18 protein-coding genes are annotated in these 26926 nt (G+C 59.3%); 10 read left to right on the top strand and 8 right to left on the bottom strand.

The window, feature by feature from the left end:
- Positions 1-83: 83 nt before the first annotated feature.
- The gene (locus AABO57_18625; GenBank protein ID MEK6287737.1) at positions 84-767 is read right to left on the bottom strand and encodes a metallophosphatase domain-containing protein; all 684 of its coding nucleotides are present in this window, start codon (positions 765-767) and stop codon (positions 84-86) included.
- A 219-nt stretch (positions 768-986) separates the two neighbouring features.
- Here AABO57_18625 and AABO57_18620 point away from each other — a divergent pair, with 219 nt between their 5' ends.
- The 3 genes from AABO57_18620 (at position 987) to AABO57_18610 (ending at position 3917) form a co-directional block, all read left to right on the top strand.
- Positions 987-1859, top strand: a complete 873-nt coding sequence (locus AABO57_18620) for a hypothetical protein (GenBank protein ID MEK6287736.1) — start codon at positions 987-989, stop codon at positions 1857-1859.
- A 166-nt stretch (positions 1860-2025) separates the two neighbouring features.
- Positions 2026-3336 carry an aspartate aminotransferase family protein gene (locus AABO57_18615; GenBank protein ID MEK6287735.1) on the top strand — a complete coding sequence of 437 codons (1311 nt, stop codon included), beginning with the start codon at positions 2026-2028 and terminating at the stop codon, positions 3334-3336.
- Between the two features lie 35 nt (positions 3337-3371).
- Positions 3372-3917, top strand: coding sequence for a hypothetical protein (locus AABO57_18610; GenBank protein MEK6287734.1), 546 nt, complete (start codon positions 3372-3374; stop codon positions 3915-3917).
- Positions 3918-4051: 134 nt separating this feature from the next.
- On the opposite strand, the gene AABO57_18605 is transcribed toward AABO57_18610, so the two are convergent.
- From AABO57_18605 to AABO57_18575, 7 genes are all read right to left on the bottom strand, one after another.
- A complete protein-coding gene (locus AABO57_18605; GenBank protein MEK6287733.1) occupies positions 4052-6283 on the bottom strand; it encodes a molybdopterin cofactor-binding domain-containing protein in 2232 nt (743 codons plus the stop codon).
- Positions 6280-6741, bottom strand: a complete 462-nt coding sequence (locus AABO57_18600; GenBank protein MEK6287732.1) for a (2Fe-2S)-binding protein — start codon at positions 6739-6741, stop codon at positions 6280-6282. Before AABO57_18600 ends, AABO57_18605 begins: the two co-directional genes overlap by 4 nt.
- 46 nt (positions 6742-6787) lie before the next feature.
- Positions 6788-8716: a pyrroloquinoline quinone-dependent dehydrogenase gene (locus tag AABO57_18595; GenBank protein MEK6287731.1), complete on the bottom strand. Its 1929-nt coding sequence runs from the start codon at positions 8714-8716 to the stop codon at positions 6788-6790.
- 360 nt (positions 8717-9076) lie between these two features.
- Complete coding sequence (locus AABO57_18590; protein MEK6287730.1) at positions 9077-10495, bottom strand: hypothetical protein; 1419 nt, start codon at positions 10493-10495, stop codon at positions 9077-9079.
- Between the two features lie 26 nt (positions 10496-10521).
- Positions 10522-11718 (bottom strand): DUF3089 domain-containing protein, encoded by a 1197-nt coding sequence (locus tag AABO57_18585; GenBank protein MEK6287729.1) that lies wholly within the window; start codon positions 11716-11718, stop codon positions 10522-10524.
- A gap of 116 nt (positions 11719-11834) precedes the next feature.
- The gene (locus AABO57_18580; GenBank protein MEK6287728.1) at positions 11835-12968 is read right to left on the bottom strand and encodes an alpha/beta hydrolase; all 1134 of its coding nucleotides are present in this window, start codon (positions 12966-12968) and stop codon (positions 11835-11837) included.
- A 52-nt stretch (positions 12969-13020) separates the two neighbouring features.
- A complete protein-coding gene (locus AABO57_18575) occupies positions 13021-14700 on the bottom strand; it encodes a carboxylesterase/lipase family protein (protein ID MEK6287727.1) in 1680 nt (559 codons plus the stop codon).
- 315 nt (positions 14701-15015) lie between these two features.
- On the opposite strand from AABO57_18575, the gene AABO57_18570 reads away from it, so the two are divergent.
- The 7 genes from AABO57_18570 to AABO57_18540 all read left to right on the top strand — a co-directional run bounded on the left by AABO57_18570 (position 15016) and on the right by AABO57_18540 (position 26912).
- Positions 15016-15807, top strand: coding sequence for a TIR domain-containing protein (locus AABO57_18570; protein ID MEK6287726.1), 792 nt, complete (start codon positions 15016-15018; stop codon positions 15805-15807).
- Positions 15791-17173 (top strand): dihydropyrimidinase, encoded by a 1383-nt coding sequence (gene hydA / locus AABO57_18565; GenBank protein ID MEK6287725.1) that lies wholly within the window; start codon positions 15791-15793, stop codon positions 17171-17173. The genes AABO57_18570 and hydA overlap by 17 nt, the downstream gene beginning before the upstream one ends.
- A 58-nt stretch (positions 17174-17231) precedes the next feature.
- Positions 17232-18362: a TIR domain-containing protein gene (locus AABO57_18560; GenBank protein ID MEK6287724.1), complete on the top strand. Its 1131-nt coding sequence runs from the start codon at positions 17232-17234 to the stop codon at positions 18360-18362.
- Positions 18363-18714: 352 nt separating this feature from the next.
- Positions 18715-19305, top strand: coding sequence for a hypothetical protein (locus AABO57_18555; GenBank protein ID MEK6287723.1), 591 nt, complete (start codon positions 18715-18717; stop codon positions 19303-19305).
- A gap of 28 nt (positions 19306-19333) precedes the next feature.
- Positions 19334-25234, top strand: coding sequence for an AAA family ATPase (locus AABO57_18550; protein MEK6287722.1), 5901 nt, complete (start codon positions 19334-19336; stop codon positions 25232-25234).
- A gap of 14 nt (positions 25235-25248) precedes the next feature.
- Positions 25249-26598 carry a toll/interleukin-1 receptor domain-containing protein gene (locus AABO57_18545; GenBank protein MEK6287721.1) on the top strand — a complete coding sequence of 450 codons (1350 nt, stop codon included), beginning with the start codon at positions 25249-25251 and terminating at the stop codon, positions 26596-26598.
- Positions 26598-26912: a tetratricopeptide repeat protein gene (locus AABO57_18540; GenBank protein MEK6287720.1), complete on the top strand. Its 315-nt coding sequence runs from the start codon at positions 26598-26600 to the stop codon at positions 26910-26912. The genes AABO57_18545 and AABO57_18540 overlap by 1 nt, the downstream gene beginning before the upstream one ends.
- Positions 26913-26926: the final 14 nt, after the last annotated feature.

The raw sequence follows: 26926 nt of genomic DNA, 5'->3' as shown, positions 1-26926 counted from the left end.
CCGCCGCCTGAACGTGAGAAGCAAGCTGAAGCTTGAACTCTGAACTCAAACTGACCCCCACCCTCGCGCTGGTTCGCGAACACTTAGCTGCTGCTCTCGACTCTACCATCGGGCCAAAGGTCAATAACCTGAGGCGGGTTCGCCGGGTCATACGCTTCGTTGCACAGGCACGCGTTCACAAAAAGCGTCCTGCCGATCTGCTTTTTTCCGTATGAGCCGTGGATGTGACCGAAGACGTGAACGCGCGGGTTCACTTCTCGCACTCGGTTCAGCAATAGTTCGCAGCCCGCGGGCTCACCGCTACCGAAAGGGAGATCGAGGATGCCGTAAGGCGGCCCGTGGGTGATCAGCACATCGGTGTCGTCCGGGATCAGACTCCAGTAGTGCGCCAGCGCCGGGCCGTTCCGCGGATGGTTGAACGCCCAATCGTAGAACCACGGCTGATGAGGCGAGCCCCAAAACTTCATCCCGTCGATCTCTGTCCCGCTGTCTTCAAGATAGACAATGTTCTTCAGCACGCGGTGCGCGTCTTTGTAGCGCTCGAAGACCCAGTCGTGGTTTCCGGCGATCAGCAGCACATGTTTGAAACGGAGAGCGCCGCAGAAGTCATCAAGCTCGCGAATCGCGTTGAGTTGAAAAGCAGCGTCTATGTCCGGATCGCCGGAGCGATTAGCCAGAAGATCTCCGGCGAGAATCAACACGTCGCCTTGGGGAATCCGAGCCTGGCTCAACCTGCCGTGACAATCTGAAGTGACTACTAGTCTCATCTGCTATCAAGCTAAGTGTTGGAGAAGTTCTCGTCAACGTCACGTAGTAACGAATTCATTCTCCTCCTGCGGACTCGATGTTAATGTACACTTTGACGCCGCCCGCGCGACACGGATGACACTGATTCGGGCTTTTTGCGCCGATACCCGCGCGGCTGATACAGCGCTGATGGACAAAACACAGACCGGCGCTGCGCGTTGAGGCGTGATTGGGGAGCCATGAAGAAAAGTCCGATCAGCTTTTGTTCGGTGATAGCAGCGCTGGTGCTGCTAGTCTGTTGCGCAGCCCCGGGTTTGCCGCAACGCGCCGCCGGGAACGACATTCACCGGGTCGACTTTCGCAACTTCACCTATCGTCCCTCTTGCCTGGAAGTCGACACGCCGGGGAAAAGCGAAGCGGTGAAAGTGACCAACGGTTCATTCTCGAGAAGCGACCCCGACAACGCGCTGAACTTTGAGATTCGGAGTATCGACTATGGCGACTTGACCAGAGACGGAAGAGACGAGGCCGTCGTGCTGACAACTTGCAACACGGGCGGCACCGGCCAGTTCAGTGAAGGGTTCGTCTACGGTATGCAAAACGGGAAGCCTGCATTGCTTGCGCGACTTGGCGGAGGCGACCGCGCGAATGGAACGATACGCTGTGTCAGAATTGAAAGCGAGTTGGTAAAGGTCGAGCGGCTCGGAACTCTGACCGGCAGAGCGATTGGCGTCGATTTCATCGAAACCACAGCATATCGCTTGAGCGGTCACAGGCTCGCGCAAACGGGAAGAGCGGCGCGCAGAAACTTTCGAGGCAACGCCACCGCGAAGGCAGTTCATTTTGAGCGCGGGAAGGATTCCGCGATCTTGACTGGAACGGCTAAGACAATCGTCGAGTACGCGGTTCGGGCTGCGGCCGAGCAGACGATGACGGTACGCATCACCTCGAAGCAGAACAATGCTGCGTTCGAAATAATCATCGATGACTACACGATGGCCTGCCGGTCAACCGAGTGGTCCGGCAAGCTCGAATCGAACGGCGAATACCGAATCGTTGTTATCCCGGCGAAGGGGATCGCCGACTACAAGCTGGAAGTTACCATCCGCTGACGCGTGTCCAACGCAAGGAGTCGATCGCGCGAGGACATCGCGGCTGTTTGTCCGCTGACCCTGTCCGCCGGCCGCTCGAATGGGCGCAGCATTGACGCTACATTGGGTCTGTTGTTTAATTGTCCCTGCTTTCCCTCGATGAACTCGTGTCTAACCGGAGGCCTTCATGACAGCCAAAAACGCGACTGAGACTATGCCAACTGCCGAACTAGTGTCGAAGCAGAAAGAATATATTTGGCCGTGCGCCACCCCCTATTACGAGCACCCGCTCGTGTTGTCACACGGCGAAGGCATGCACGTGTGGGACTCGGAGGGCAATCGCTATCTTGATTGCTTCGGCGGCGTGCTTACGACCAGCGTCGGTCACGCGAGACCCGAAGTTGTGAAAGCCGTCAGCGAGCAGGTTGGAAGAATCGCTCACACTTCGACGCTGTACATCAATCTGCCTCAGGCCGATCTCGGGGAGAAAGTCGCCCACATCACGCCGGGCAATCTGAAGAAGAGTTACTTCACCAACAGCGGCACCGAAGCTGATGAGACCGCAATGGTGCTCGCGCGAATCTACACCGGTCGAACAGAGATCGTCGCGTTGCGGCATGCGTATCACGGACGCTCGGTCACCAACATGACCGCGAGCGGGCACGCGCCGTGGAAGCACGGTCCTTCGATTGTTCCCGGCATCGTCCACGCTCACGCGCCGTATTGTTATCGCTGTCCCTTCAACCTCAAGCCTGAGACCTGCGCGATGGAGTGCGCTCGCGATGTCGAAGAGCTGATACAAACTTCGACCACCGGACAGATCGCTGCTTTCATCGCCGAACCGATCCTCGGCGTAGGCGGGTTCATCACTCCTCCAAAGGACTACTTCAAAGTCGTGACCGAGATTGTTCGGCGCTACGGCGGCATCTTCATTTGCGACGAAGTGCAGACGGGCTGGGGAAGGACAGGCGATCGCTGGTGCGGGATCGAGCATTGGGAGGTCGAGCCGGAGATCATGACTTTTGCGAAAGGCATGGCCAACGGCGCGCCGATAGGGTGCACGACCGCGATTCCCGAGGTCGCCGACAAGTATCCGGGGCTTTCGTTCTCGACATTCGGCGGAAATCCGGTGACGTGCGCGGCGGCGCTTGCCACGATTCGCGTGATAGAAGAGAACGACCTGCCACGCAATGCGCGGGTGGTCGGCGATTACTTGCGTTCGAAGCTTGAAGAGTTGAAAGACAAGTACCCGGTGATAGGCGACGTTCGCGGAATGGGGTTGATGCAAGCAATCGAGTGCGTGAAGGACCGGACAACCAAGGAACCCGATCCACAATCAGTGCTGCGAGTGTTTGAAGAAACGCGGCGCCGCGGCGTATTGATCGGCAAAGGCGGCTTATACGGCAATGTGATCCGCATGGGTCCGCCGCTGGTGGCGTCGAAGTCGGACATCGATCAACTGGCCGCAGCTCTCGACGGGGCATTTGCGACCCTTTGATGGCAGACAAGACATCCGATAAGGAGACCCGAAGTTTGAGACGAACACTCACTCTTGTTCTATTGCTCGTGCTCACCGCCTGTTCTACAAACGAGCGGGCGTCCAATAACAACTCGGGCAAAACTCCGAGCGCGGGCAATCAACCGAGCCAGCCGACGCAGCAGCAAGCGAGCGCGCCCGGCGCCTTGCGAGAGGGCGAGGCGAGCGGAACGATCATCGTTGAAGGACAGACGGTGACACTCAAGTATGCATATGCAGGGCATGGCAAAATGTTTGGAGAGGATGCGGTCCTGCTGCTGGTGACCGATACGCCTATCTCGGCAGAAGCCCAGGCCAAAGCTTTTGAGGAGTATGGGCAGTTCCCAGAGGGCGCTCGCGGGCTGCAGTACAAGGTCGGGAAAGGCTTCTGGGTCATGTATCACCCGGGCAACTTTCAAACCTCCGGGATTAACACGCTCAAGGATTACACAGTCGAGAATGGAGTAGTGAAGGGCCGCGACGAAGACGGAACCACCTTCGACGGTAAGGACTACAAACGCTCGGTGAGCTTTGTCGCGCGTCTGCCCGAGAAGAAATCGTAAGCGAGAAAGCAAGGACGCCAGCGCCATGATCCCGCGAGCGCGGCGTTGATCGAGACTCCCTTTACAAAGAGAATAGCCGTTAGCCGAAACGACCCAGCACGGATGCCTGCGCTCCCAGGCTCGCGCTCCAAGCCTCACGCGAGCTTCTTCTTGATGGGCAATTCACGAATGCGCTTGCCCGTCGCGGCAAATATCGCGTTGCAAATCGCCGGGGCCATCGGCGGCACCCCCGGCTCTCCAACTCCCGCCGGCGGCGCATCGCTTTGCACCAGGTGAACGCGCGTCTCGATAGGCGCCTCGTTCATCCGCGCGACCTGGTAGTCGTGGAAATTCGATTGATTAACCGCGCCCGCCGTCGCGGTGATTTCGTTCATCAGCGCGATGCCCGAGCCGAACACCGCCGCTCCTTCGAACTGCGCCTTCACCCGATCGGGGTTGATCACACGACCCGCGTCAACCGCCATGTCGACGCGCGGGATGCGGACCTTTCCGTTGTCATCTACTTCAACCTCGACGACGGCTGCGACGTAGGTCAGGAAGCTCCAATGCGCGGCGATCCCAAGCGCGCGGCCTTTGGCTGGCTTCTTCTTCGCCCAGCCGGATCGCTCGGCCGCCAGTTCGATCACGTTGCGCAGCCGCCCGGTGTCGAGCGGATACTTAGCGGCAAGTGGACCGCGTTGCCCGAGATCAATCGTGCGGGGCTTGCCAAGCACGTCGAGCAGGTACTCGACCGAGTCGCGCTTTGCAAGCTGCGCCAGCTCATCCACGAAAGAATGAATCGCGAACGCGTGCTGGATGTTCGCGACCGAACGCAGCCAGCCGATGCGCAGATGGTTTTGAGCCGGGCCATTCTCGGCGCGATGATTCGGAATGTCGAACGGCAGATTCGTCCAGCCCATGCCCAGCTCGCCGCCGCTGGCCGAGTTCGCCGCCGCGCTGAACGTAGACATCAACGTCGGAAATGCGCAGCGTTGCAGCCACGCGGTTGGTTTGCCCTTCTCGTCCAGCGCAGCTTTGACATACATAGCCGAAACCGTGTGGTAGTAGTCGAAGCGAATATCGTCCTCGCGGCTCCACGAAACCTTGACCGGTTTGCCGACTGCCTTCGAAAGCAGCGCGGCTTCCGCGACGTAGTCAGGCTTCGACTTGCGACCGAAGCCGCCGCCGAGCAGAGTCACGTGACACTCGACGTCCTTCTTGTTAATCCCGAGCGCCGCTGCGACCGTGTCTTGCACCGCTTGCGGGTTCTGAGTCGCGGCGTGGATCACTGCCTTGCCGTCTTTGAACTCAGCAACAGCCGCCGGTGGTTCCATCGGCGCGTGCGACAAGTGTGGCGCATAGTATTCAGCCTCGTGAGTCTTGCCGCCTTTCGCGAACTCGGCATCCACGTCGCCCACGTTGCGCGCAACCTTCTGCGGTTTGCGAACGGTCTCGAGCAGCGATTGCTTGAAGGCCGCCGAGTTATAGCTCGCGTTATCGCCGGCGTCCCATTCTACTTTCAAAGCTTCGCGGCCCTTCATTGCCGACCAGGTGTTGTCGGCGATTACCGCGACGCCGCCGAGCGCTTGAAAGCCGTGCGGCGGCTTGAAGCTCGGAATGACAACCGTAGTTTGCACGCCGGGCACCTTGCGCGTTTCCTGATCGTCGAAGCTTTTGAGTTTGCCGCCAAGCACAGGCGAGCGCTCGATTGACGCGTAAACCATGCCCGGCATGCGCGCGTCGATACCGAAGGTCCCGCGGCCGGCGCAAATGTCATCGCGGTCAACGGCCGGCAGGTCTTTGCCGATGTAGCGATACTCCGACGCGGGTTTGTATTTCAGCTCTTCTTTCTTAGGCAGGGGCTGCTGTGCCGCAAGCGCCACCAGCTCGCCGTAGCCGAGCTTGCGTTTGCTCGGCGTGTGAACGACTTGATGATTCTGCGCTTTGCATTCAGCAACCGGCACACCCCACTTTGCGGCGGCTGCAGCTTCGAGCATCATCCGCGCGGTGGCGCCCGCGTCACGCATCGCGTCGGCAAAATCGCGAATCGAGCACGAGCCGTCCGTGTTCTGCGAGCCGTACTTCGCGTCGCCGAGCGCTTGCTCGACTTTCACGCGCGCCCAGTCGGCCTCGAGTTCGTCGGCGACAATCGTCGGCAGCCCGGTGCGAATACCGGTTCCCATCTCGGACCGATGCGCGACGATCACGACGGTTCCGTCCGGCTCGATTCCAAGATAGACGCTGGGGTTCCAGGCGGCATTGTCCGCGGTTGTTCCTGAAGCTGCGCGAGCCTCGAGCGGCAAGAGCTGCGCGCTTAGCACGAAGGCGCCGGCGGAGAAGACGCCGCCCAAAAAAGTGCGGCGGGTAACCAGATCGATTCGGTTCATTTCTTCACCTCCGCTGCCTGTTTGATCGCCTGGCGAATGCGTTGATAGGTCCCACACCGGCAGATGTTGCCACGCATCGCGGTGTCGATGTCAGTGTCGGTCGGCTTCGGTTTCTGCTTGAGCAACGCGGCAGCAGCCATGATCTGGCCGCTCTGGCAGTAGCCGCACTGCGGAACGTTGCCTTGCCGCCAGCACACCTGCACCGGATGCTCGGCTTTCGCGTTCAGCCCTTCGATAGTCACAACCGCTTTACCGGCGGCGCTCTTCACAGTCGTCTGGCAACTGCGCACCGCAGCGCCGTTGAGGTGGACGGTGCACGCTCCGCACAGTCCCATTCCGCAACCGAACTTGGTGCCGGTCAGATCGAGCGTGTCGCGCAAGAGCCACAGCAGCGGCATGTCAGGATGGACATCTACGGTCCGGTCCTTTCCGTTGACGTTGATTGTCATTCCAGCCATCGAAATCCTCCTCAGGATAAATAGGACATATATGACCTATAGGGCCCTATAAAGTGAGCGCCACCAACCGGCCGTCAAACGTAGCGACCACAATGTACTGTTTGCCGCCTGTCATGTAAGTCATCGGCGTTCCGTGTGGGTTGGCCGCAAGAGCGATCTCGGCGATAACTTTGCCGGTGGCCTTGTCGAAGGCGCGTAAGACGTTCGCGGCGCCGCCGCTTCCGCCTCCGCGGCCTCCACTGCCCTGTCCAACAAACAGCAGCGTCCTGGTCAGCAATGGTCCGCCGCCGCCCGCGCCGAGCGGTCCTACGTCTTTGCCGTTGCCGAGCATCTCATTCACCTTCTGTCTCGGACCATCGCCGTGAGGAACCTGCCAGACGTGTTCGCCCTTGTTCAGATCAACGGCGGTGATTCGGCCGTAGGGAGGCTTGAACAGCGGCAGTCCGCGTGGTCCGGCCACTGACAAGCCCGTACCTTCGTATGTACGCACATACCGAAAGTTCGAACGATTCGGATCGGGCGTGCTCAACCTGACGGCGATTGGACCTGTGCTGGATGGGATGTAGAACATCCCCGTCTCGGGATCGAACGCCGCGCCCCACCAGTTAGCGCCGCCGCCCCATCCCGGCAGATTGACTGTCCCCTTCTCCGTCGGCGGAGTGAACAGCGGGCCGTGATCGAATCGATTGAGGATCGCGAGCGCTTCCTGGCGAAGCTCCGGAGAGAAATTGATCAAATTGTCTTCGGTCGCACCCTGGATCTCATACGGCGCGGGCTTGGTTGGGAAAGGCTGCGTCGGCGATAACCGCTCTCCCGGAATTACCGACTGTGGAACTGGCCGTTCTTCGATCGGCCAAACCGGCTTACCGGTCACTCGGTCAAAGACGAAACAGAATCCGGTCTTGGTTATCTGTGCGACTGCCTTGATCTGCTTGCCGTTTACCTTGATGTTGCAAAGCACCGGCGCTGCCGGCAGATCATAGTCCCACACTCCGTGATGGACCGTCTGATAGTGCCAAACTCGCTTGCCGGTTTTGGCGTCGAGGCAGAGCAGGCTTTCGGCGAAGAGGTTGTTGCCCAGCCGGTGCCCGCCATACCAATCGTTGGTCGGCGTGCCCAGCGGAATGTAGACATAGCCCAGCTCTTCATCGGCGCTCATCAGCGTCCAGTTGTTTGTATTGCCGGTGTACGTCCACGAATCGTTCTCCCAGGTATCGTTGCCGAACTCGCCCGCTTGTGGAACGGTGTGAAATATCCAGGCGGGTTTGCCGGTACGGACATCGAACGCCTGAATGTCCCCGCGCGGCGCTTCTTTCTTAACGGGGCCGTCATTGATCGAAGCGCCGACCAGCACCACATCACGACAGACCATGGGAGGAGACGAGACCGCGTAGTTGCGCGCTCTGACTGCGAGCGGAATGGCCTTGGTGAGATCCACCCTTCCGTTCTCGCCAAAGCTCGCAACAGGCTGGCCGGTCTTGGCATCGAGAGCTATCAAATAGGCATCGCTGGTCCCGATGAAGATTCGATCCGCTTTGCCATCGGTCCAGTAGGCCACGCCGCGATGCACGAAGCCAAGGTTGGTCGGCTGTCCGGTCTCGTAGCTCTTAGGATCGTAGACCCAAATCGTCTTGCCGGTCGCGGCATCGATCGCGGCTACCTGACTCAACGACGTGCTGATATAGAGCACTCCTCCGATCATCAGCGGCGTAGCCTCATGACCAAGCGTGTAGAGCCTCGACTTCTGCTCGACGACTTTGAGGTCCGGCGAATCCCAGCTCCACGCTACTTTCAGCTTCTGAACGTTTTCCCGATTGATCTGATCAAGAGGCGAATACTTGCCGCTGCCTTGATCGCCGCCATAAAAGCGCCACTCACCTTTTCGTACACCGTTAGTTGCCCGGACCGCTACGGCGCCCAAACTGATGATGAGCAGGCACAGCATCAACACGCGCAGGTGCTTCAACGATCGCATTGCATTCCTCCGTGTAACTGGGTCTCAGGTCCCTTGATTTAGCAGCCGTCCGATTCGGCAAAGTCTAATACTCGCCTTGGAGGGGCAAGGTTGCAACCAAGATCAGGACACTACCGAAGTTCCGTGCTGGCACCCGTCAGCCGGCTCGCCTTGCCGAAGGGACCGTCCATATCTGGTTCAGTTCTCTTCGTAGTCATGTCCTATCTCTCCTCGAAAGAAGCTCGTCGTTCGGTTTCAGGAGTCTGATTTGGACTGCGGCGGCAAGGTACTCCGCGACGCCGCTTTGGGTTCGAATGGAATCGTCAGCAAAAGCGGCGTCGCGGCGTACCTTGCCGCCGCAGTCCAAATCAGACCAGCCTCCTAGAACTTTTCATCCAATATGCGGCGAATGTCTCCAACGGCCGATGGCTTCGGACTCGCGCTCATCAAGAGTTGGTATGCCCTTTCAGCGTCCTGCCGGTATTCTTCTCGAAGTCGTCCAAAAGCATCGCCGGTTTCCTTCCCAACGATCTCTAGAAACTGCTCGAGCGCCGCCTTGGTGATTGTTGCTAGTTCCTCGGCGGTGACCAGATCCCCAAGGGTCGCCGAGTGAGTGTAAGCGACTACGGCCGCTTGAATATAGTTTCTGAAGACGATTACCCCTCGACCAGAAGCCGACGTCTCGCTCACTAAGAGATCCTGGTGCTGGAGAAGACTTGCAAACGAGTTACTCGCCGACTCCGCGTCGCTCTCAGATCGTCTGATGTCATGAATAAAAGTGGTCAGCACTCTCGATGCCTCGTCGGTTGAATTCTGTGTGACCATCAGTTGTGCCGTCAGCGCGTCAGCTTGTCCCGAGTCGCCGACAAAAACAAAACGATATTCCGGATAGACTTGTGCGAACTCAGAGAAATTCGAGAACTTCACCTGTCCGATCTTGTCCTCCTGGCCATGGGGGATCTTATCCGACAGCTTCTCAAGATGATCTTGATGTGCCCGCACAATGGTTTCAAGCGACCCCAACACTGAACTTTTCAGTTTTCCGGATAACCCGCTCGGACGGAGTTTGCCATTCGTGAACTTGATCAGGCTGGCTAGGCTAGCGCTCTCCAACCCGAGGCCGATCGGATTGGGTCTTGCCGAGAGGGTCGTGATAGGAGTTGGGTTGGCCTCGAAGGGCTCATGCCTTAAGGAATCGTAGAACTCCAGCACGCCCGGGTATAAAGTCCTCTTTGGATACCGCTTCTCAATCAGGTTGGCGAACATCGTGTCATCGACGTCCGTCAGGACCTTGACGCCGATCTGCGCCGGCGCTTGTCGAAAGTGTTCGATAATTCGCGTCCGCCTCTCCTTGTCGTCAACATCGTGGAACACATACTCCACCAGATCCTTGTAGTCGCCGTCGTACTCGAGCGCAAACTTGAACAAGACCAGCTCCTCCGGAGCAACCGACAGGATCAGGCGTTCCACACGCAGCTCATCCCGCGGGCCGGTCGCCCCCGGCGGCGCAAGTCTTTTTAGGGATTCAATCTTGTCGGCCAAACTCAGCCCGGCTTCGCGAATCAGATCGTCAAGCTTCTTAGTTCGCTCTCCGGCAATCTGCATTGTCAGTTTCCTAAACTTCGCCAGAAAAGCCTCGACGCGATTCGCATCAAACTGCCCGTAGTCAGCCGCTCGAATCTGGGAGGGTGTCGCCGGCGGGTCGGGTTTCGTCGTGGGGGCTTCGGTTTTGTCTTTGCACGCGGGAGCCAAAGCTACCAGGACGACCAGCACTCCAGAGACTAGAAAGGGCTTCCACATATCAACCTTCCTTTCGATCCTGCTTGCTACTTCTTCTTCTTGTTCGAGAGATAAGCTTTGGACTGCTGGCGAACTATTTCTACCAGATTGCCCATCGCCAGGTTCACGTCAATCAAGTGCAAACCCCAATCGGCCTGCACCTGCCCGCCTACCACCACATCTCCGACGATGTCATCGGTGCGAGCGTCCGCCGGATTGCCATGCACCGTGACCTCCAGGTAAGAACCCTTCTCGTTCGATACGCACGCGGCCGTCAGCAGTCCGGGCACGCTCACAAAAGGCGTGTTGATCGGTTGCGGCGGCGTCACCCATGGGCGAGGGTCCGCAGACGATCCGTTGCCGCGTCCGGCGGACCCAAGATAAGAGTGCAACGCGCCGCTTCCGCCCCCCAGCGCCGCCGGGTTCGCGCACACGGCTGCCATTCCTTCTTCTCTCACCCGACCGAATCTGCTGTTCGCCGGAGGAGGCACGTTGGAGCGGAACGAAGCGTAAGCGATGACACATCCTGTGTGTGACGCCGAACGGCAAACGGGAACTTGTTTGAACGCGCCGCCTACGTCCTTGCCCTTCGGCACCGGCAGGCTCGTGCCCAGCAGCAGAGCTGAGATCAGGCGCTCTTGAACCGGCTTGCCGTCAATCTCGTTGCGGATCAGTTGCGTCAACACGCCTGAGCCTTGCGAGTGCCCGATCAGCACGACACCGCGCCCCTGATTGTCGTGCTCGAGATAGTACTTCCACGAATCAACCACGTCGTTGTATCCAAGCGCGCGATCGACCGTCATCGGTTTGCCGGCAATGCCGGCACGCAGCGCGGTCAACGTCACTTGCCTGTAGAGCGGAGCGAACACCCGGCACTCCGAGCCGAATCGCGCGAACTGAGCTTTGATCACCGCCAGCTCTTCCGGCCCGGCGTTCATATCGCTGTTGGGCGTCTGGTCATTCGAGACGGTCGGGTAAACGTAGAAGCAATCGATCGGGGCCTTCGGATTTCCAGACCACTTCTCGACTTTCAGCTTGCCGTCCGCAGCGACGACGCTTGTGGTTAGATCGACCGCGCAAGCGTCTTGCCGTCCAGGTCTACACAGCCACGTCTTGCCATCACTGTAGTCGTTCCTGGTTGCTGGCGCGGCAGACGCCTGTTGGTTTTGCGACTGACCTATCGCTGTCTCAGCCAAAGACAAACCCACAAGCAGTGTTAGAGCGAGAACAGTCCGTCGTAGCATATATTCTCCTATTTACGGGGTGACGCTTACAGTTGATCACACTCCTGTATTTCCTGGTCTTCAACGCTTCGATCTCTCCGTCGTTGAGTCTTCGCTAGTTGAACGAACCTGTCCGCTCAGGGCAAACGCGCCTGTTGGAGCTTGCCGCCTTTTGCCGAGAGCATCAGCTTAATCAGCTCTTCGGTGACTTTCGGCTCAAGCCCTTCGGTGTGTCCCTTGTCGATGCGCACGACGTCGGCAACTATCCTGCCGTCCTTGCAGTCCGGATAGACGTAGACCTGGGCCTTGCCGGGCCCAGGCAGCAGTCCCCAGCCCGGACGCAATTGATTCAGACGGGTGCTGTCGAACACGTAGCCGGCCTTGGTGTCAACGATTTCTTGCGGGTTGCTCCGAGCGCCGCAGGTGTACTTCTTAGCCCAGTCCGACGTCTCAGGTATTCCCTTGTCATCCATTTCGCGCTGCCCCGTCTCGTAGATGAACGAGAAATCGGCGGCCGGAGGCTCGCGCAAGGCTGCCATGGACGCTGCCATACCGGGAGGGCCCGAGGGACTAGCGCCCGGCGCACCAGCGCGCGCACTGCCAGGAGCCGCCGGCGTAGCGCCAGCAGCAGCCGGGGCTGCGCCCGGAGCTCCAGCGCCAGTGGGAGCGAACGTCGCGCCGCGGCCGGGGTTCCCGCCCAAGCGACCGCCCGACAGGCTGAGCCAACCGTCGACCTTATCCTTAAAGAAGTCCGTGCGCACGATCCGGTTGGAGGTCATGCCGCCCTGCGAGTGTCCGGCCAACCAGAAGGCATTGATGTTCTCTTTGCCGATCTGTTCGATGACGAAGTTGACGATGTTCTGCAAGTACTCGTCGTCGGCCGCCGACCATGCCCGCGTCGGGGCGTTCGGAGTAGCGATGACCAGTCGGTATTTGTTCGTGTAGTCCATGATCGGGAAATAGTTGCGCTGCCAGTTCCCGTACGAGCCGCCGCCGTGCAGACTGAGGATGAAGGTGACTTTCTCGCCCTTCTTCAGATCGCACGGATAATCGAGGAAGTACGTGCGGCGCGTCTTCATCTCGACCACGTTTCCTTGATTAACCACAATGGCCCCTGAGCACTCGCTGTCGGGACAATGAAGGTAAGGAGTCGCGGTGCAGGTGGTCCCCGCGAACCGGAAGGGTTGTTCTTGGGCGCTGACCGTTCCCGCGAACACTACCACGGCGCCGACCAGGGCCAGCAGTCTGATCAAGTTATGTGAGCCTCTCATATAGTTTTCCTCCAATGTGGTTTGATTCGATTTCGATTCTCCGACTAAGGCACTACTTGCTGCCAGGGGCAGGTAGCACCCCTCCGCTGTTTCCTCCGCGCTTTTCAATGATCTGTCTGACTTCACCAGTGGGATCGTTCTCGACGCGGCAAGGCGCGTCGAAGATCATCACGGCCCGCTTGTCCGTCGTGTATGCCGGCCAATTCGGCAGCCCTTTGTGATTCGGATTTCCGGTACGAGCAAGCTGCGCCCACGCTCCCGCGCTCGCCGTTTCGAGCTTGCGCATCCCAGCGTTCACCGGTCCCACCATGCTTTCGCTGACGTCGATGTGATTGAACACGAACGGGATCTCGAGAGTGTGCGGCGCGCGTAGTCCCATCACCGGCGTCTCCCAGGCAAACACGTACAGGTACGTCGGCGCTTTGCCCAAGGCCGCGCGGCGTTCCGCAAGCCGTATGGAATTCATGGCACCAGCGTCACCCGTGATGTTCGTCGAGAGTTCATACGGCGTGGCTCTCGGATACTTCTTGCGATAAACGGCAATCACCTTTCCAGCTTCATCGCCCAACACGCGCTTGACGTTTGCCAGCAGTCCCGCTTCATCCAGCTTGCCGTAATCCGGGGAATCAATCTCATACACCGTGCGCTCGGTTCGCGTGTAGCCGACGATCACCGGCACGCCGGCCGACACCGGAGTCGCAACCGGATCGAATGGATGCGCCGGCAGGACTTTACCATCAACCACCGGCCCAAAGCGGGCTTTATTCCCAGCGTCCATCAGTCGGTCGAGCGGTACGTTCTGCAGGTCACGCCCCTGACCTTTGCTCAACCCAAGCTCTTTCATCAGGGTTTCGGCGGTCTTTGTCGCCGCGTCGCGCGGGCCGCCTCGCAGAGTTGCGCCGCTCTGAATGACCGCTCGATGGAAGAGCCCCTTCGCACTGGGCATGGCCAAGAGCGTCGAGACCTTGCCGCCGCCGCCCGACTGTCCGAAGATCAGCACCCTGTTCGGATCGCCACCGAACGCGTTGATGTTATCGCGAACCCACTGAAGCGCGGCTACAAGGTCGAGCTGGCCAGCGTTGGCGGAGGCTTCGAATTCCGACCCTGCGGCATCGCCCAGAAATACGTAGCCGAGGACGTGCAGACGGTGATTCACGCTAACGACGACGACATCCTGCTTCTGAGCGAGCCCGGCGCCGTCGTAGCCAATCGAGCCGCCCGTTCCCTGGTCGTAGCCGCCGCCGTGAAACCAGACCATCACCGGCCGCTTTCTCCGGTCGTTTACTCCTCGCGTCCACACGTTGAGATATAGACAGTCCTCGCTCGCATCGTTGGGTTTGGTAGCTCCCAGGATTCGGAAGAACTGGCGCTGCTTATCGCCGCGCGGCCGGTTGGACTGCGGAGCGTAATGCCCGAATTCGAAGGCTTCGCGCACACCCGTCCACGGCTCGGGCGGCCGAGGCGGCATAAACCGATTCGCGCCGCCGGTCGGCGCGCCGTAGGGAATTCCCTTGAAGACGTTCACGCCGTCGACGATCCGCCCACGAACCTTTCCTGCGTTCGTTGTGACACTAGCGGTCGTGCCGTTCGCGGTATCTGCAAAACTCCTGGTCACGACGCCGGGCACGAGTGCGCTTGCCGCAGCTATACCGGCCATCTGAGCAGCAGATGTCAGAAAGGAGCGGCGATCCATTGGGTGATTCTTGGCGTCGTGAACTTGTTTCGGGATCATTGCTCAAACCCTCCACATTGAAGACATGATTCCGAGAATTAGCGCCGGCCGGCCGGCCGGCAAGCCGGGTAGCCCGAGGAAGAGCATTCTAACCAAGAGCGGCTAATGGTGAAAGTCAAAGTGGGGCTATTCCGGCGACTGCCCGAACCAGACCCGCAGCAAAGCAAGAGCGCTCGACGTTGACGCACAACTGCGCTCGTTGTTTAATGGGCCTGCCTAGGCTAATTTGATGAAGCGCGAGAAAGAGTGGCGGAAGCACTCGATTCGTTGCTTTGTCGTTCTTGATCACTCCTGAGTGTTGGAGCGGGCTAACCGGTGGGTTACGTTGTCATTACCTACGACGAGCAGGCCTTCACTACGGCTCATGAAATCGCACGGGAGCTCGAGATAGCCGGCTACTTCACGTGGTATCGGTGGCGTGATGGCTGCGGCGGTGCTTCTTTGGTTGGGCAGTGCGAGCGAAGAATCGCGGAAGCGGGTGCGGTCATCCCAATCATTTCTAAGTCTCTCGCGTCTGGCGACTGGCTCGCCGGCGATATCGAAAGGGCTCGCAAATGCGGAAAAGATTTCATCGTTGTGCTAAGGAGCCTCACCCGGGAGCAGCTCCGGCGAATTCGGCCTGAATGGACCGAGGCGTTCGCCTCTTGCCCGGTGGTTTCGATTTCGTCTACAGGTGTCCGGGCAGCGGTACCGCGCTTAGTCGCGGCCTTGAGAAGTCTCGGCATTGAACCGCGAAGAAGCATTGAGCTACCGCCCGGTCTTGCCGATTTGGTGAATCGCTATCGGCTCCCGGCGGTGGTGGATGTCTTCGAGGCGATCTATGACTGCTACATTGCCAGGATGATGCCTTATGAAGCCTCTGTGAAGCTCAAAGCGATTCCGCTCGAATACACCGGCAATATAGTTGTCGTTGCAATGAGCGATCCGTCGCGTGCCGGCGAAGTCTGTGAAACGTACTTCAGTGACAGCTACGGAATCGAGCCCGTACTCGCCACCGAGGAGTCGATAGTCGAGGCCATCGAGCGAGTGCACAAGCCGTACGACACGTCGGTCATTGAACCCCTGGAAACCGACAACGGAGATCTCTTCCATGAAGACACTGATTAAGAATGGAAACATCGTAACAGCGGTTGATAACTATCACGCTGACATCCTCATCGAAGACGAAAAGATTGCGGTCATCGGCGCGAAGCTCGATATGGAAACCGAGCGCACGATCGACGCGACAGGCAAGCTCGTTATTCCCGGCGGCATCGACCCGCACACTCATATGGAATTGCCGTTCGGGGGGACGTTCGCTTCCGATGACTTCCGTACGGGCACAGTAGCTGCCGCCCACGGTGGAACGACCACGATCATCGACTTCGCCGTTCAGTATCACGGCGAATCGCTCATTCAAGCGGTCGACAACTGGCACAAGAAAGCCGAAGGCAAGACCGCGATCGACTACGGCTTCCATCTGATCACCACAGACTTGCCGGACGAGCGCGTGCCCGAAATGCGCCAGCTCATCAACGAAGGAGTGATGAGCTTCAAGATGTTCATGGCTTACCCGGGAGTGTTCCTCGTCGACGACGCCACGATCTTTCGCGCGATGAAAAACGCCGGGAATTGGGGCGGCTTGATCTGCATGCACGCCGAGAACGGAATAGTAATCAACGAAATCATCAAGCACGCGCTCGCCGAGGGCAAAACCGCGCCGAAGTATCACGCGCTGACTCGGCCTACAAAAGCCGAAGCCGAAGGCGTGCACCGCGCGATCGCGATAGCAGAGATGGCCGACGCGCCGGTGTACATCGTTCACTTGAGCTGTGCGGACGCGCTTGAAGAAGTGCGCGAAGCGCGCGACAAGGGGCTGCCGGCTTATGCCGAAACGTGCCCGCAGTATCTGTTCCTGGACTATTCGCTGTATGAGCGCGAAGACTTTGAGGGCGCGAAGTGGGTGATGACTCCGCCGCTGCGCGAGAAGTGGAATCAGGACAAGCTGTGGCAAGGGCTTCAGGGCAACGATTTGCAAGTCATCTCGACCGATCACTGTCCGTTCTGCATGAAGGAGAAGGAACTTGGCCGCGACGACTTCACAAAGATCCCAAACGGCGGGCCGGGAGTCGAGCATCGCATGAGCTTGATCTACAACGGCGGGGTGGCAGGCGGAAAGATCGGCTTGAATCGCTTCGTCGAGCTGACTTCAACTTCTGCCGCGAAGCTTTTCGGTTTGTTCCCACGCAAAGGCACGATCGCGGTGGGATCGGACGCCGACATCGTGATCTTTGATCCGAACGACGAGATGACAATCTCGGCGGCGACTCATCATATGAACGTCGACTATAGCGCTTATGAAGGGATGAAAGTGAAAGGCGTGACCAAGACCGTGCTGTCGCGCGGCAAGGTGGTGATTGACGAAGGCAAGTACGTCGGCAGCCCCGGTGATGGTCAGTTCCTCAAACGCAGCATGTTTGGAGCGGGAGTCTGAAGAGTGCCAAATATGCCTTGGCCAGCTAACGTCATCTAGAGAGAACGATGTCCTTGGTATGACACCTCTGATTTTCATCAGCGCCAGAAGCACGGACTACCAATATGCGGAAGAGATCTATCGGTTTCTTAAGTCGCATGGGCTACGCATGTTCTTCAGTCAAGAATCGTTGCCGGAGCTTGCAAGCTCCGATTACCGAAAGCAGATAGACGACGCGCTCGATAGTGCCCAACATATGATAGTTGTTACGAGCTCGAAAGCTAACGTCACATCCTCGTGGGTTGAAGCCGAGTGGGGGCTCTTCATCAATGAGAAGCGCTCCGGCCGCAAGGTGGGCAACCTCATAACGGTGGTTGCCGGTGGCCTCGGGCCAAGCGACCTTCCTGCCAGCCTCCGCTACTATGAAGTCATACCGTTTCAGCGTGACGCCTTCCAGAAGATCCTGCGTTATGTCGCGCCGGGACTCAACGAACCGATCTCGACGGTCCCTCCCGGCCAGACCGCTGAAGAGGAATCGCGGCCACCGAACGCAGGTCCTTCAGCGGTTAATGCGGGTAGTGCAAACCCAGCCGCTAACAACCAACGAGTCACTCAAGCGTCCGGTGACAGCGGGGTCACCGCCGTTACGCCGATTGTTGCGAATGCCGAATCGACGGCCCGTGACTCTGTTACCTCTCCTGGGCCCTCGCCCGTGCACGGCCAATCGGCTGAAGCCAAGCCCAGTAGCGAGCCGCACAAACGCCGGACGGAACCTCCGGCGCCCTCTTCGCCAATCGAGTCTACGTCGGCAGGGAAAGCGGCAACTACAGACGCTGTCACAACCGGGCAACCGGCTCACGCGAACCTCCCTAACGGTAAGCTCCCGGTCACGCCGCAAACGCCTAATGCGACCACGGAGGGCCAAAAGCAACCGTCGCCTGTGGCGGGCGGGGGCTCGCTCGATCAGTTTGGAGAGAAAGCTCGCACCGTTCTGGGAGCATTGCCCGCCGCAACGGGCGCGGCAGTGTTTGCCGGATTCTTAGGGTATGTGGCTGCTGCGCAGCTCGTTGGAGCTGTGATCAACTGGGCAAAGGATCTACCCCGCAGTGAATACCTGATCTTAGTCGCGGACCTGAGAATCTATTGCGGTGTTGGCTTGATGGTGATTGCCTTTATCGCGACGCTGATGCAGAAAGCGGGTAAAAAGTAATAGGTAGCCTTCGTCGCGTGTCCGCTATCAGCATTAGTAACCGCGCGCGCCTCAGCTATCAACGCATTCAACCGTGTGAACTTCGGCCGCATTCAGAACGTGATGTTCAACACGACGGGGGCGTTCCCGAATCAGAAGTTGACAGTGGCGCCGGGCTTCGGCACGGCTACGACGAGCTTGAACCCGCGGAACATCCAGGTCGCGGCGAAGATTATTTTCGAGTTCTTGCTTTTGCTAACCTGGCGTAAGATTCGGGAGACTGCTGGGTTGGCGGTCTCCCTTTTTCGTGTGCGCCCGGCAGGGCGCACTCACTTTGGTAAAGCTTGCGATAGACAAAGTCCGGAGGTTAGATATGTCAATCAATGGTGGCAACGGAAGGGACGACCCCGAGCGCAAGAAACGAATCGATGAGCTGGAGCGCCAGGCTGCCGAGCTAACTGGCGGCGAGGTAGCCGGCTGGAAGTCTGACGATCTATCGCCTGAGTTGGAGGAAGAGTTCTTGCGCGGCGTTGTCGCCTATGAAAGTGCTCCGTGGACGACTCATTACCAGCAACTCGAAGAGGCGGGCGTCGAGCTGCCGGACCCGGAGGCGATGGATGATCAGAAGCTGACTGCGAAGCTCTGGGAAGTGATCGAAGCTCTCGCGCGTATGCGGGTATTCGTCGAACGCACCAACCATCTGAGCGACCGCGAGCTGTACACGCTGTTGTGGATCGAAGTGCTGCGCGAGGAGACCAGGGCGATGGTGTTTGACGAGTACTCCGCGTGGCACATCGACCTGATCGGGAGCGGCAGCGAAGAGCACACTTATCTCTGGATGAAGTACTACGCGGATGAGAAAACGCGCCGCCAGTGGATGAAGGACTGGCCGGATTACGATATGCCCGATCACGAAGACCCGCCTTACGATCGCGACCGCCATCTGCCGGGCGCGGGGTTCTGAAGCCACTTGAGGGTAGTAGTTTGGCCCTATGCCACAAGCAAGCAAGACATTTCGTATCTTTGTAAGCTCGACCTTCAGCGATCTGAAAGAAGAGCGCAACGCGTTGCAACGCTACGTGTTTCCCAGGCTGCGCGAGCTGTGCGCGCGGCACGGATGCCGCTTTCAAGCGATCGACCTTCGCTGGGGAGTCCGGGAGGAAGCGGCGCTCGATCAGCGAACCCTCGAAATCTGTTTCGATGAGATCGCGCGCTGCCAGAGGGTGACGCCGCGCCCGAATTTTCTTGTGCTCCTCGGAGATCGATATGGATGGCGCCCTCTGCCCGCTCAGATACCCGCCGCTGAATTCGAACAGATCGATGCGCACGTCGCTGATAGCGCGGCGCGGTCACTTCTGTTGGAATGGTACAGGAGAGACGATAACGCCGTCCCGCCGCTCTACTGTCTTCAACCGCGCTCGGGCGAGTTCGCCGACTACGCAGTTTGGCGCGAACGGGTCGAGCAACCTCTAAGATCGATCCTTCTTCGGGCAGTCGAACATATCAACCTCGAGCCGGACGAGCGCGTGAAGTACTCCGCATCCGCAACCGAGCAAGAGATAGTCAGCGGGGCGCTGCGATCGTCCAGTGCGAGCGAGCACGTCTTCTGTTTTTTCAGACGAATCACAAATCCGGATGACCTCTCGCGCGATGTCCGCAGCTCGGAAGAGGGCCGCAGATTCATCGACGTAAAAGAAAACGGAGATGTGGACGAACAGGCGCGCGCTCTTTTGGACGACCTCAAGCGCAAGCTGGAAAGCCATCTTCCAAACAACGTCCGCGTTTACGACACGCAGTGGGCAAGCGGGGCAATTGAGCACGGTCACATCGGGGACTTGCCCGAAACACTGGACGCCTGCCTCAGGCTGAATGACCAGATGGAAAACCCGCCGACTTTCTGCGTCGACGCGTGGAGAGTTCTTTCAAAAGCGATACTGGGCGAAGTCGCCCGGTTCGAGAGCGTGGAGCCGCTGGCCGAAGAAATCGCTCATCATCGGGACTTTGGCAGGGAGTTGTCGAAGTTCTTCATCGGCCGGAGTGAAGAACTGCAGTCGATCGCGGATTACATCGTGGGAGGCGGCAGACATCCGCTCGTGATTCACGGAGCTTCCGGGTCGGGGAAGTCGGCCCTGCTGGCAAGCGCAATCGAGCGTGTTCAGGGTTCGCAGCCAAACTTTGAAGTGCTCGCGCGGTTCATCGGGGCAACACCGGTCTCTGTTGATGGCCGCGCGCTGCTTGAAGGTTTATGCCGCGAGGTCTCGCGCCGCTACGGCGAAGACGAGGCTGCGATTCCGGCAGACTACCGGTCGCTGGTGCGGCAGTTCGCGAGCTGTCTGACGCTGGCCACGGCCGAACGTCCGCTTGTCATCTTCCTGGACGCGCTTGATCAGCTATCGGGGGCAAACAACTCGCGGGCTCTCGGCTGGCTTCCTGTTGAATTGCCCGAGCACGTACATCTGATCGCGTCGACTTTGCCCGGCGAGTGCCTGCAGGCGGTTTCGGGGAAACTCCCATCCGCCGCTCTCAAGGAGCTCAAAGGGATGTCACCCGAAGAAGGCCGCAACCTGCTCGACCTCTGGCTGGCTGATGCCGGTAGAACTTTGCAGACCTCGCAGAGCCAGGAGGTGATGGGCAAGTTTGCACGCAACGGATTGCCGCTCAATCTGAGGCTGGCTTTCGAGGTTGCTCGCCGTTGGAAATCTTACAACCCGCCGGTTGAACTGAGCGACGACATAGACGGAATGATCCATGAGATGTTCGGGCGTCTCTCCGAAGATCACGGCGGGTTATTGGTTTCGCGCAGCCTGGGATTCCTGGCGGCCGCCAGGAGCGGTCTGACAGAGGACGAAATGCTGGACGTGCTCGCCGGTGACGACGAGGTATACGAAGACTTTTGTCTTCATGCCAAACACGAGATTCCGGAAACCGGCGCGGGCCGGCGACAAATTCCAGTCGTCGTCTGGTCGCGCCTTTACTTCGATCTTGAGCCTTATTTGACCGAGCGGAGTGCGGACGGAACGTCGCTGCTTGCATTTTATCATCGACGGCTCAACGAAGTTGCGGCCGGCGAGTTTCTCCGCGAAGGCGGAAGGGAACGGCACGAGTCGCTGGCGCGCTACTTCGCGCGACAAGCACTTTGGCTGGAGAAGCCCTCGTCGCCAAACCTTCGCAAGCTATCCGAGCTTCCTCATCAGCTCACCCGCGCCGAGTTGTGGAGAGACCTTGAAGAGAGCCTCTGTGATCTCAGCTTTATCGAGGCGAAGTGTGCGGGCGGGATGGCCTTCGAACTTGTGCAGGACTACTCGGCCGCGCTCGACGTTTTGTCGGAGGCGAGAGCGGACTCGGAGAGAAGGAGGCAGCTCGATCTCAACGTCGCGAAGTACGCCGAGGAGATTGTTTCCTACGCAAGATCGTGGACTGAAGCACAGGCCCGTCATCGAGCCGATGCGATCCTGAACCCATCGCCACAAGAGCTCGCGCTCGCCTTACCCGAGGTGCTGCGCGCAGTTCGACCCGTAACCGATGAAGAGATCGAAGCCGACTGTGAACGTATTGCGAGCCAACAAACGCAAGTCGATCGCATTCGCGCCTTCCAACGATTCGTGAGCGGTCAGGCTCACAACCTGGTCAAGCACGCCGGGCGGGCCGGCTTTTGTGCCCAGCAAGCACACAACCTCTTTGCTGATGGACCGGTTGGAACGGCGGCGTCTGGCTTAGTCGATGATCCCGAGTTTAAAGAACCGGTGTTGTTACTGCGGGCTTCATCCCGGCCCAGCTACGACCCGCATCCGGCGTTGCTGCGGACGCTGACCGGACACACCGGCTTCGGGAGATGCCTTGCTCTGAGCGCTGACGGTGAGCTTGCCGTGTCGCGTGGCTCGGACGCGACGTTGCGAGTGTGGGACACGAAGACCGGCAGGTGCTTGCAGATCCTGGAGGGCCACACTAGCGCGGTCAACACCTTAGCAATCACGCCAGACGGGCGAGTTGCGATTTCGGGCGGCGGCTCAACACAAAGAGATGGAAAGGATTTTTCGCTTCGGATCTGGGACCTCGCCAGCGGCCGATGCATCAAGAACCTCGAAGGACATTCGAGTCCGGTGGAATCGGTGAGCGTCACCGCTGATGGCCGGATCGCGGCTTCCGCTGACGGCAAGACGGTGCGCGTTTGGGACGTCGAGCGCGGCCTTTGCCTGCAGACCGTTTGGCCAGGTTTTCAGACAGGCCCATTGGCTGCGACACCAGAAGGCCGGCTGATCGTGATGACCGGCAACGCAGGAAAGAAACACGTCACCGAATGGGACCTGGGAGGAGGTCAGCGCTTGCGCGTTCTTCCTAAGAGTGGCTACGTGAAATCCTTTGCATTGTCTGCTGACGGACTAAAGGCCGTTGGGGTAATAGAAGGCGGCAGAGTGCGCATCTGGGATCTTTCAAGCGGCCAGTTCAGGAATCTCGAGAAGCACGCTTCAAAAGCCGACTCGGTATCATTGACTCCCGACGGCCGCTTTCTAGCCTGCCTGTCCACTGACGGAACCTTGGCGCTCTGGGATCTGGAAGATGACTCGTGCGTCAGGCGCTACCGGGTGCTGAGAGCCTTGTCGTTCGCTGGTGCGGCGGTTGCTCTATCCGCAGACGCGCGGCTGGCGGTTACCTCGGGGTTGGGAGCGCTGAACGTCTGGGATATCGAAGCCGGACGAACTCCCCGGACCGAATTGGACCAGTCAAACTCGATCGCGGCGCTTACGCTTACCGGACCGAAAATGCTCACAGCCAGCTCCTCCGACATAGATAGCTGGGACACTACCAAGCAGGCGCGCCTGGAAAGACGCCAGCTCTACGGCCTGAACGTTGGTGAAGGACTGCTTGTAACACCAGATGGTCGTCGACTCGTCAGCGACAAATCGAGTGACTTGGGCGACGGCGCGGTTGTCTGGGACCTCAACACGGCGCTTCCGCTTAAAACGATCTGGGGAAGCGGCGATCGCATCAAGGCTCTTGCGATAACTCCCGACGGACGCCTTGCGGTCTCGGGTGGCGAGCACCGTCTTGATGGTGGCCTGTCGATATGGGATATCGGCGAAGGCAAGTTCAGAAGGCGAATCCCGATCGACTCTTTCGGAAAAGACTTCCTGGCGAAGATAACTACGGTGCAAGTGACGGCCGATGGCCGGCTGGTGGTCGCGTGCGGGCGGGGTGATAGTTTTGGCGTTTGGGATCTCGAGAAAGCCCAGCAGGTCGGCATCGTTCGGAACGAGAACTGTAAGATACAACGCCTGGTGTTGAGTGGCGACGCAAGGACGGTGCTGACGTTTGCGGACAGGACGTTTCAGATTTGGGATCTTCGGCATCGACGGCTGGTTCGGACGCTTCCGTGGGATTGCGGTCAACTGCGTGCGCCGGAACTGACAGGCGACGGAAAGCTGGCTGTCGCGACGGATGATGGCAGGACGCTTTACGTGGTTGATGTCGCAACCGGGCGATGTGTAGGTCTGGCTGCGCAGCCGGAGACAGTCTCCGCGTTCGGCGTGAGAGGCAACACGGTTGTGACGGGTGATGGGGCCGGAAGCGTCCGGTTTCTCGAGATGAGGAATTTTGACATCGGGCCGCCGTGGGTGACGGCGATGAGGCTTTGGCGATTCGGAAGAGTGCGGCCTCTTCACCGAATGGTCCTGCGTATCAACTCCCAGGCTGGTCAGTTCCTGATGTTCCTTTTGTTTTTTTCGGGCTGGATATATGCCATCTGGCGGATATCGGATATCGCGAAGATCACCGGAAAGGGAGGGCTGCGTGGGCTGATTCTTATCGCGGCGATGGGTGCGATGGGGCTGTTGTTTTTCCCGGCGCTCTACTGGTTCTTCAACCGGGGGTTTCGCATCGCGGGGTTCCAGCCTAAGGGGAGTTGGGACGACGAGATCACCGCAGCCTGTCGCTCGTGTGGGATGCGGTTCGCGGTGTCTGGAACAATCATAGACACACTTGAGGAGATCGCTCGCGAAAACGACCTGAGGCGGGATCGATCTCCCATGCTGGGGCTGCCCGATGAAGCGTGGGCCGACGCGCGCCTCGAGTCCCGCTGCCCGCACTGCGATGCGAGTTTGCGCTTCAATCCGTTTATCGTCGATAGCGATTGGCTCGCCGAGCGTATCAAGCAAGACCAGGAAACTCCGATTCGCGCGCGCGATCTGGCCATTAACCTGGCGAAGGGGCTCACTGCCCCGGTTAGAGACCCGGAAGGCACGCGGCTTCGTCGAAAGACGAAGCTGGAGACACGGACTGCTCTGAAGCAAGCTGAAACGTATGCGATGGCCGGGAACCTTGGAGAAGCTCGGCGGATCCTCGAGAGCTTACCCGATACCAACGACGAGAAGCGCGCACTCCTATGGCGATTGGACAGCTACGCTCAGACGGCCAACACCGCTGAGAGGGTGGTTGCCGAGGCGCAGCGACTCGTACAGGAAGGGCGAATAGAGGAAGCGCTCGCGATGGTCGAGGCCCTTCCTGGCGACAACTTCATGTGGCAACTCAAAGAGCAGCTTATTCCCCAGATCGAGGAGAGGGTGGTGGCGAAGCTTATGCAGGACACATTCAACGAGGTTCAGGAATTGGTCGCGCAGGGAAAGCTTGACCAGGCTGCCGAGGCGGTCACTCGGGTGGAGGATCGAAGCGAGCACGTAACGCATTTCAAGAATGAGTTGGCGGGTGAGATCAGCAGCAGGAAGTTGCTTCAAACGGCAGTAGAAGAGTGTCAGAGGCTGGTTGAGGAAGGCCGGTTTGCGGACGCTTTGCGGGTTGCGAACAGGCTTCCGGACACTCCCGACTATGTCGCGGAAGCCAAGAGCACGATGCTAGGCTTGATCGTGCTGAACCAGGCGGTTCGAGGCGCGAATGAGTGAGCCATTGATGGATCATGCCATACGACCTCTTCATCTCTTACTCGCGCCGGGACAATGAGCAAAGGCGCATCACCGAGTTCGTCGAACGCATTGGCCGCGACTTCGAGTCGTTTGCCGGCCGTCCGCTCCGTCCGTTCTTCGATATCACTGATATTCAAGGCATGGACGACTGGCGTCACCGCATCCTGCAAGGGCTGCGCGAGTCTCGTCTGTTGCTCGCCTTTGTCTCGCCCAACTACCTCCAGAGCGAGTATTGCGAATGGGAGTTTTATGAGTACGTCAAGAACGAAGTCGCCCGGGCTCTGGTGGGCGAGGGCGTGGCGCCTATCTACTTCGTCGAAGTGCCCGGCTGGCAGGACAAGGACTTCGACCAGCGCTCGACAGATTGGATTGCGGAGTTGCGCCGTCGCCAGCACTTCGATCTGCGCTCGTGGTATCACGAAGGCGAGCAGGCGCTTCGCGAAGCCGAAGTGCACGAGCGTATGGAGAAACTCAGCCAACGGATCGCCGAACGCATCCTGCGCGGCGAACGCTTCGAGCAGAGCCTCGGCAACGTTGACGCGCACAACGCGCACTTCATCGGCCGCACGAGGGAACTTCGCCGCTTGCAGGAAACCGTCGCGTTGAAAAAGATCGGCGTGCTCACTGCGGTGCATGGAGTTGGAGGCATGGGCAAAACCGCGCTCGCCATCGAGTACGCCCACGCATTCGCGCACGAATACGGCGGCGGGCGCTGGCAGGTCCGCTGCGAAGGCCGCGAAGACCTCGTCGCCGCCATCACAACGCTCGCGCCTGCGCTCGGCATCGAGTTTACCGACGCCGAGAAGATAGACACCGAACTCCAGTGGGAGCGAGTGCTGGCCGAGTTGCGCCGCCTGGCCGATGCCCGCGAGCCGCACCGATGCCTGCTCATTCTGGACAACGTCGATCGGCCCGCGCTGCTCGAACCGGCTCAGACGCAGCGCCTGCCCGGCGTCGACTGGCTTCACGTCATCGCCACCACGCGGCTTGGGGAGAACGATCTCTTTGCGCGGCATCAAGATCGCGCGTTTGTTGCCGTGGACGAAATGCCGGAAGCGGATGCACTCGATCTGATCGAGAGCTTCCAGCCGGGCGAAAGGTTTTCGCGCGTCGCCGAACGCGAAGCCGCTCAAGAAATCGTAAGGCTGCTGGGCTGCTTCACGCTCGCAGTCGAGACTGCCGCCGTGTTTCTCGGTCAGTTTGCAGGCGATGTGACGTGCGTAGACTTTCTTGAACGGCTGAAGCAAGAAGGACTGGAAGGACTCGAGAGCGCCGCCAGCGAGACCAGCGAAGGCGTGCGCCACGGAGAGAAGCGCCTGACCGCTACGCGGCCGAGCCGCTGATGCGCCGCGCGCTGGCGATTGACGAGCAGATCTCCGGCCCTGACCATCCCAACGTCGCCATCCGCCTCAACAACCTGGCGCTGTTGCTCCAAGCCACGAAGCGGCTCTCGGAGGCCGAGCCGCTGATGCGGCACCACTTGGAAATATTCCTCCGGTTCACCGCCGACACGGGCCACCAGCATCCGCAGTTGCGCGGCGCCATCGCGAACTACACCAAGCTGCTTCGGCAGATCGGCTACAACGAGGAGCGCGTCAAAGCAGAACTTGACAAGGTGGGTAGGCCGTTCGGCATTCAGCCTGGTAGTTACACATAGCGACACATCGCGCA

This window comes from Acidobacteriota bacterium (genome assembly GCA_038040445.1).
In the GTDB taxonomy this organism is placed as follows: Bacteria; Acidobacteriota; Blastocatellia; order UBA7656; family UBA7656; genus Onstottus_A; species Onstottus_A frigus.
The sequence above is the reverse complement of the archived record's forward strand: the minus strand, read 5'-3'. Positions and strand labels throughout refer to the sequence as shown.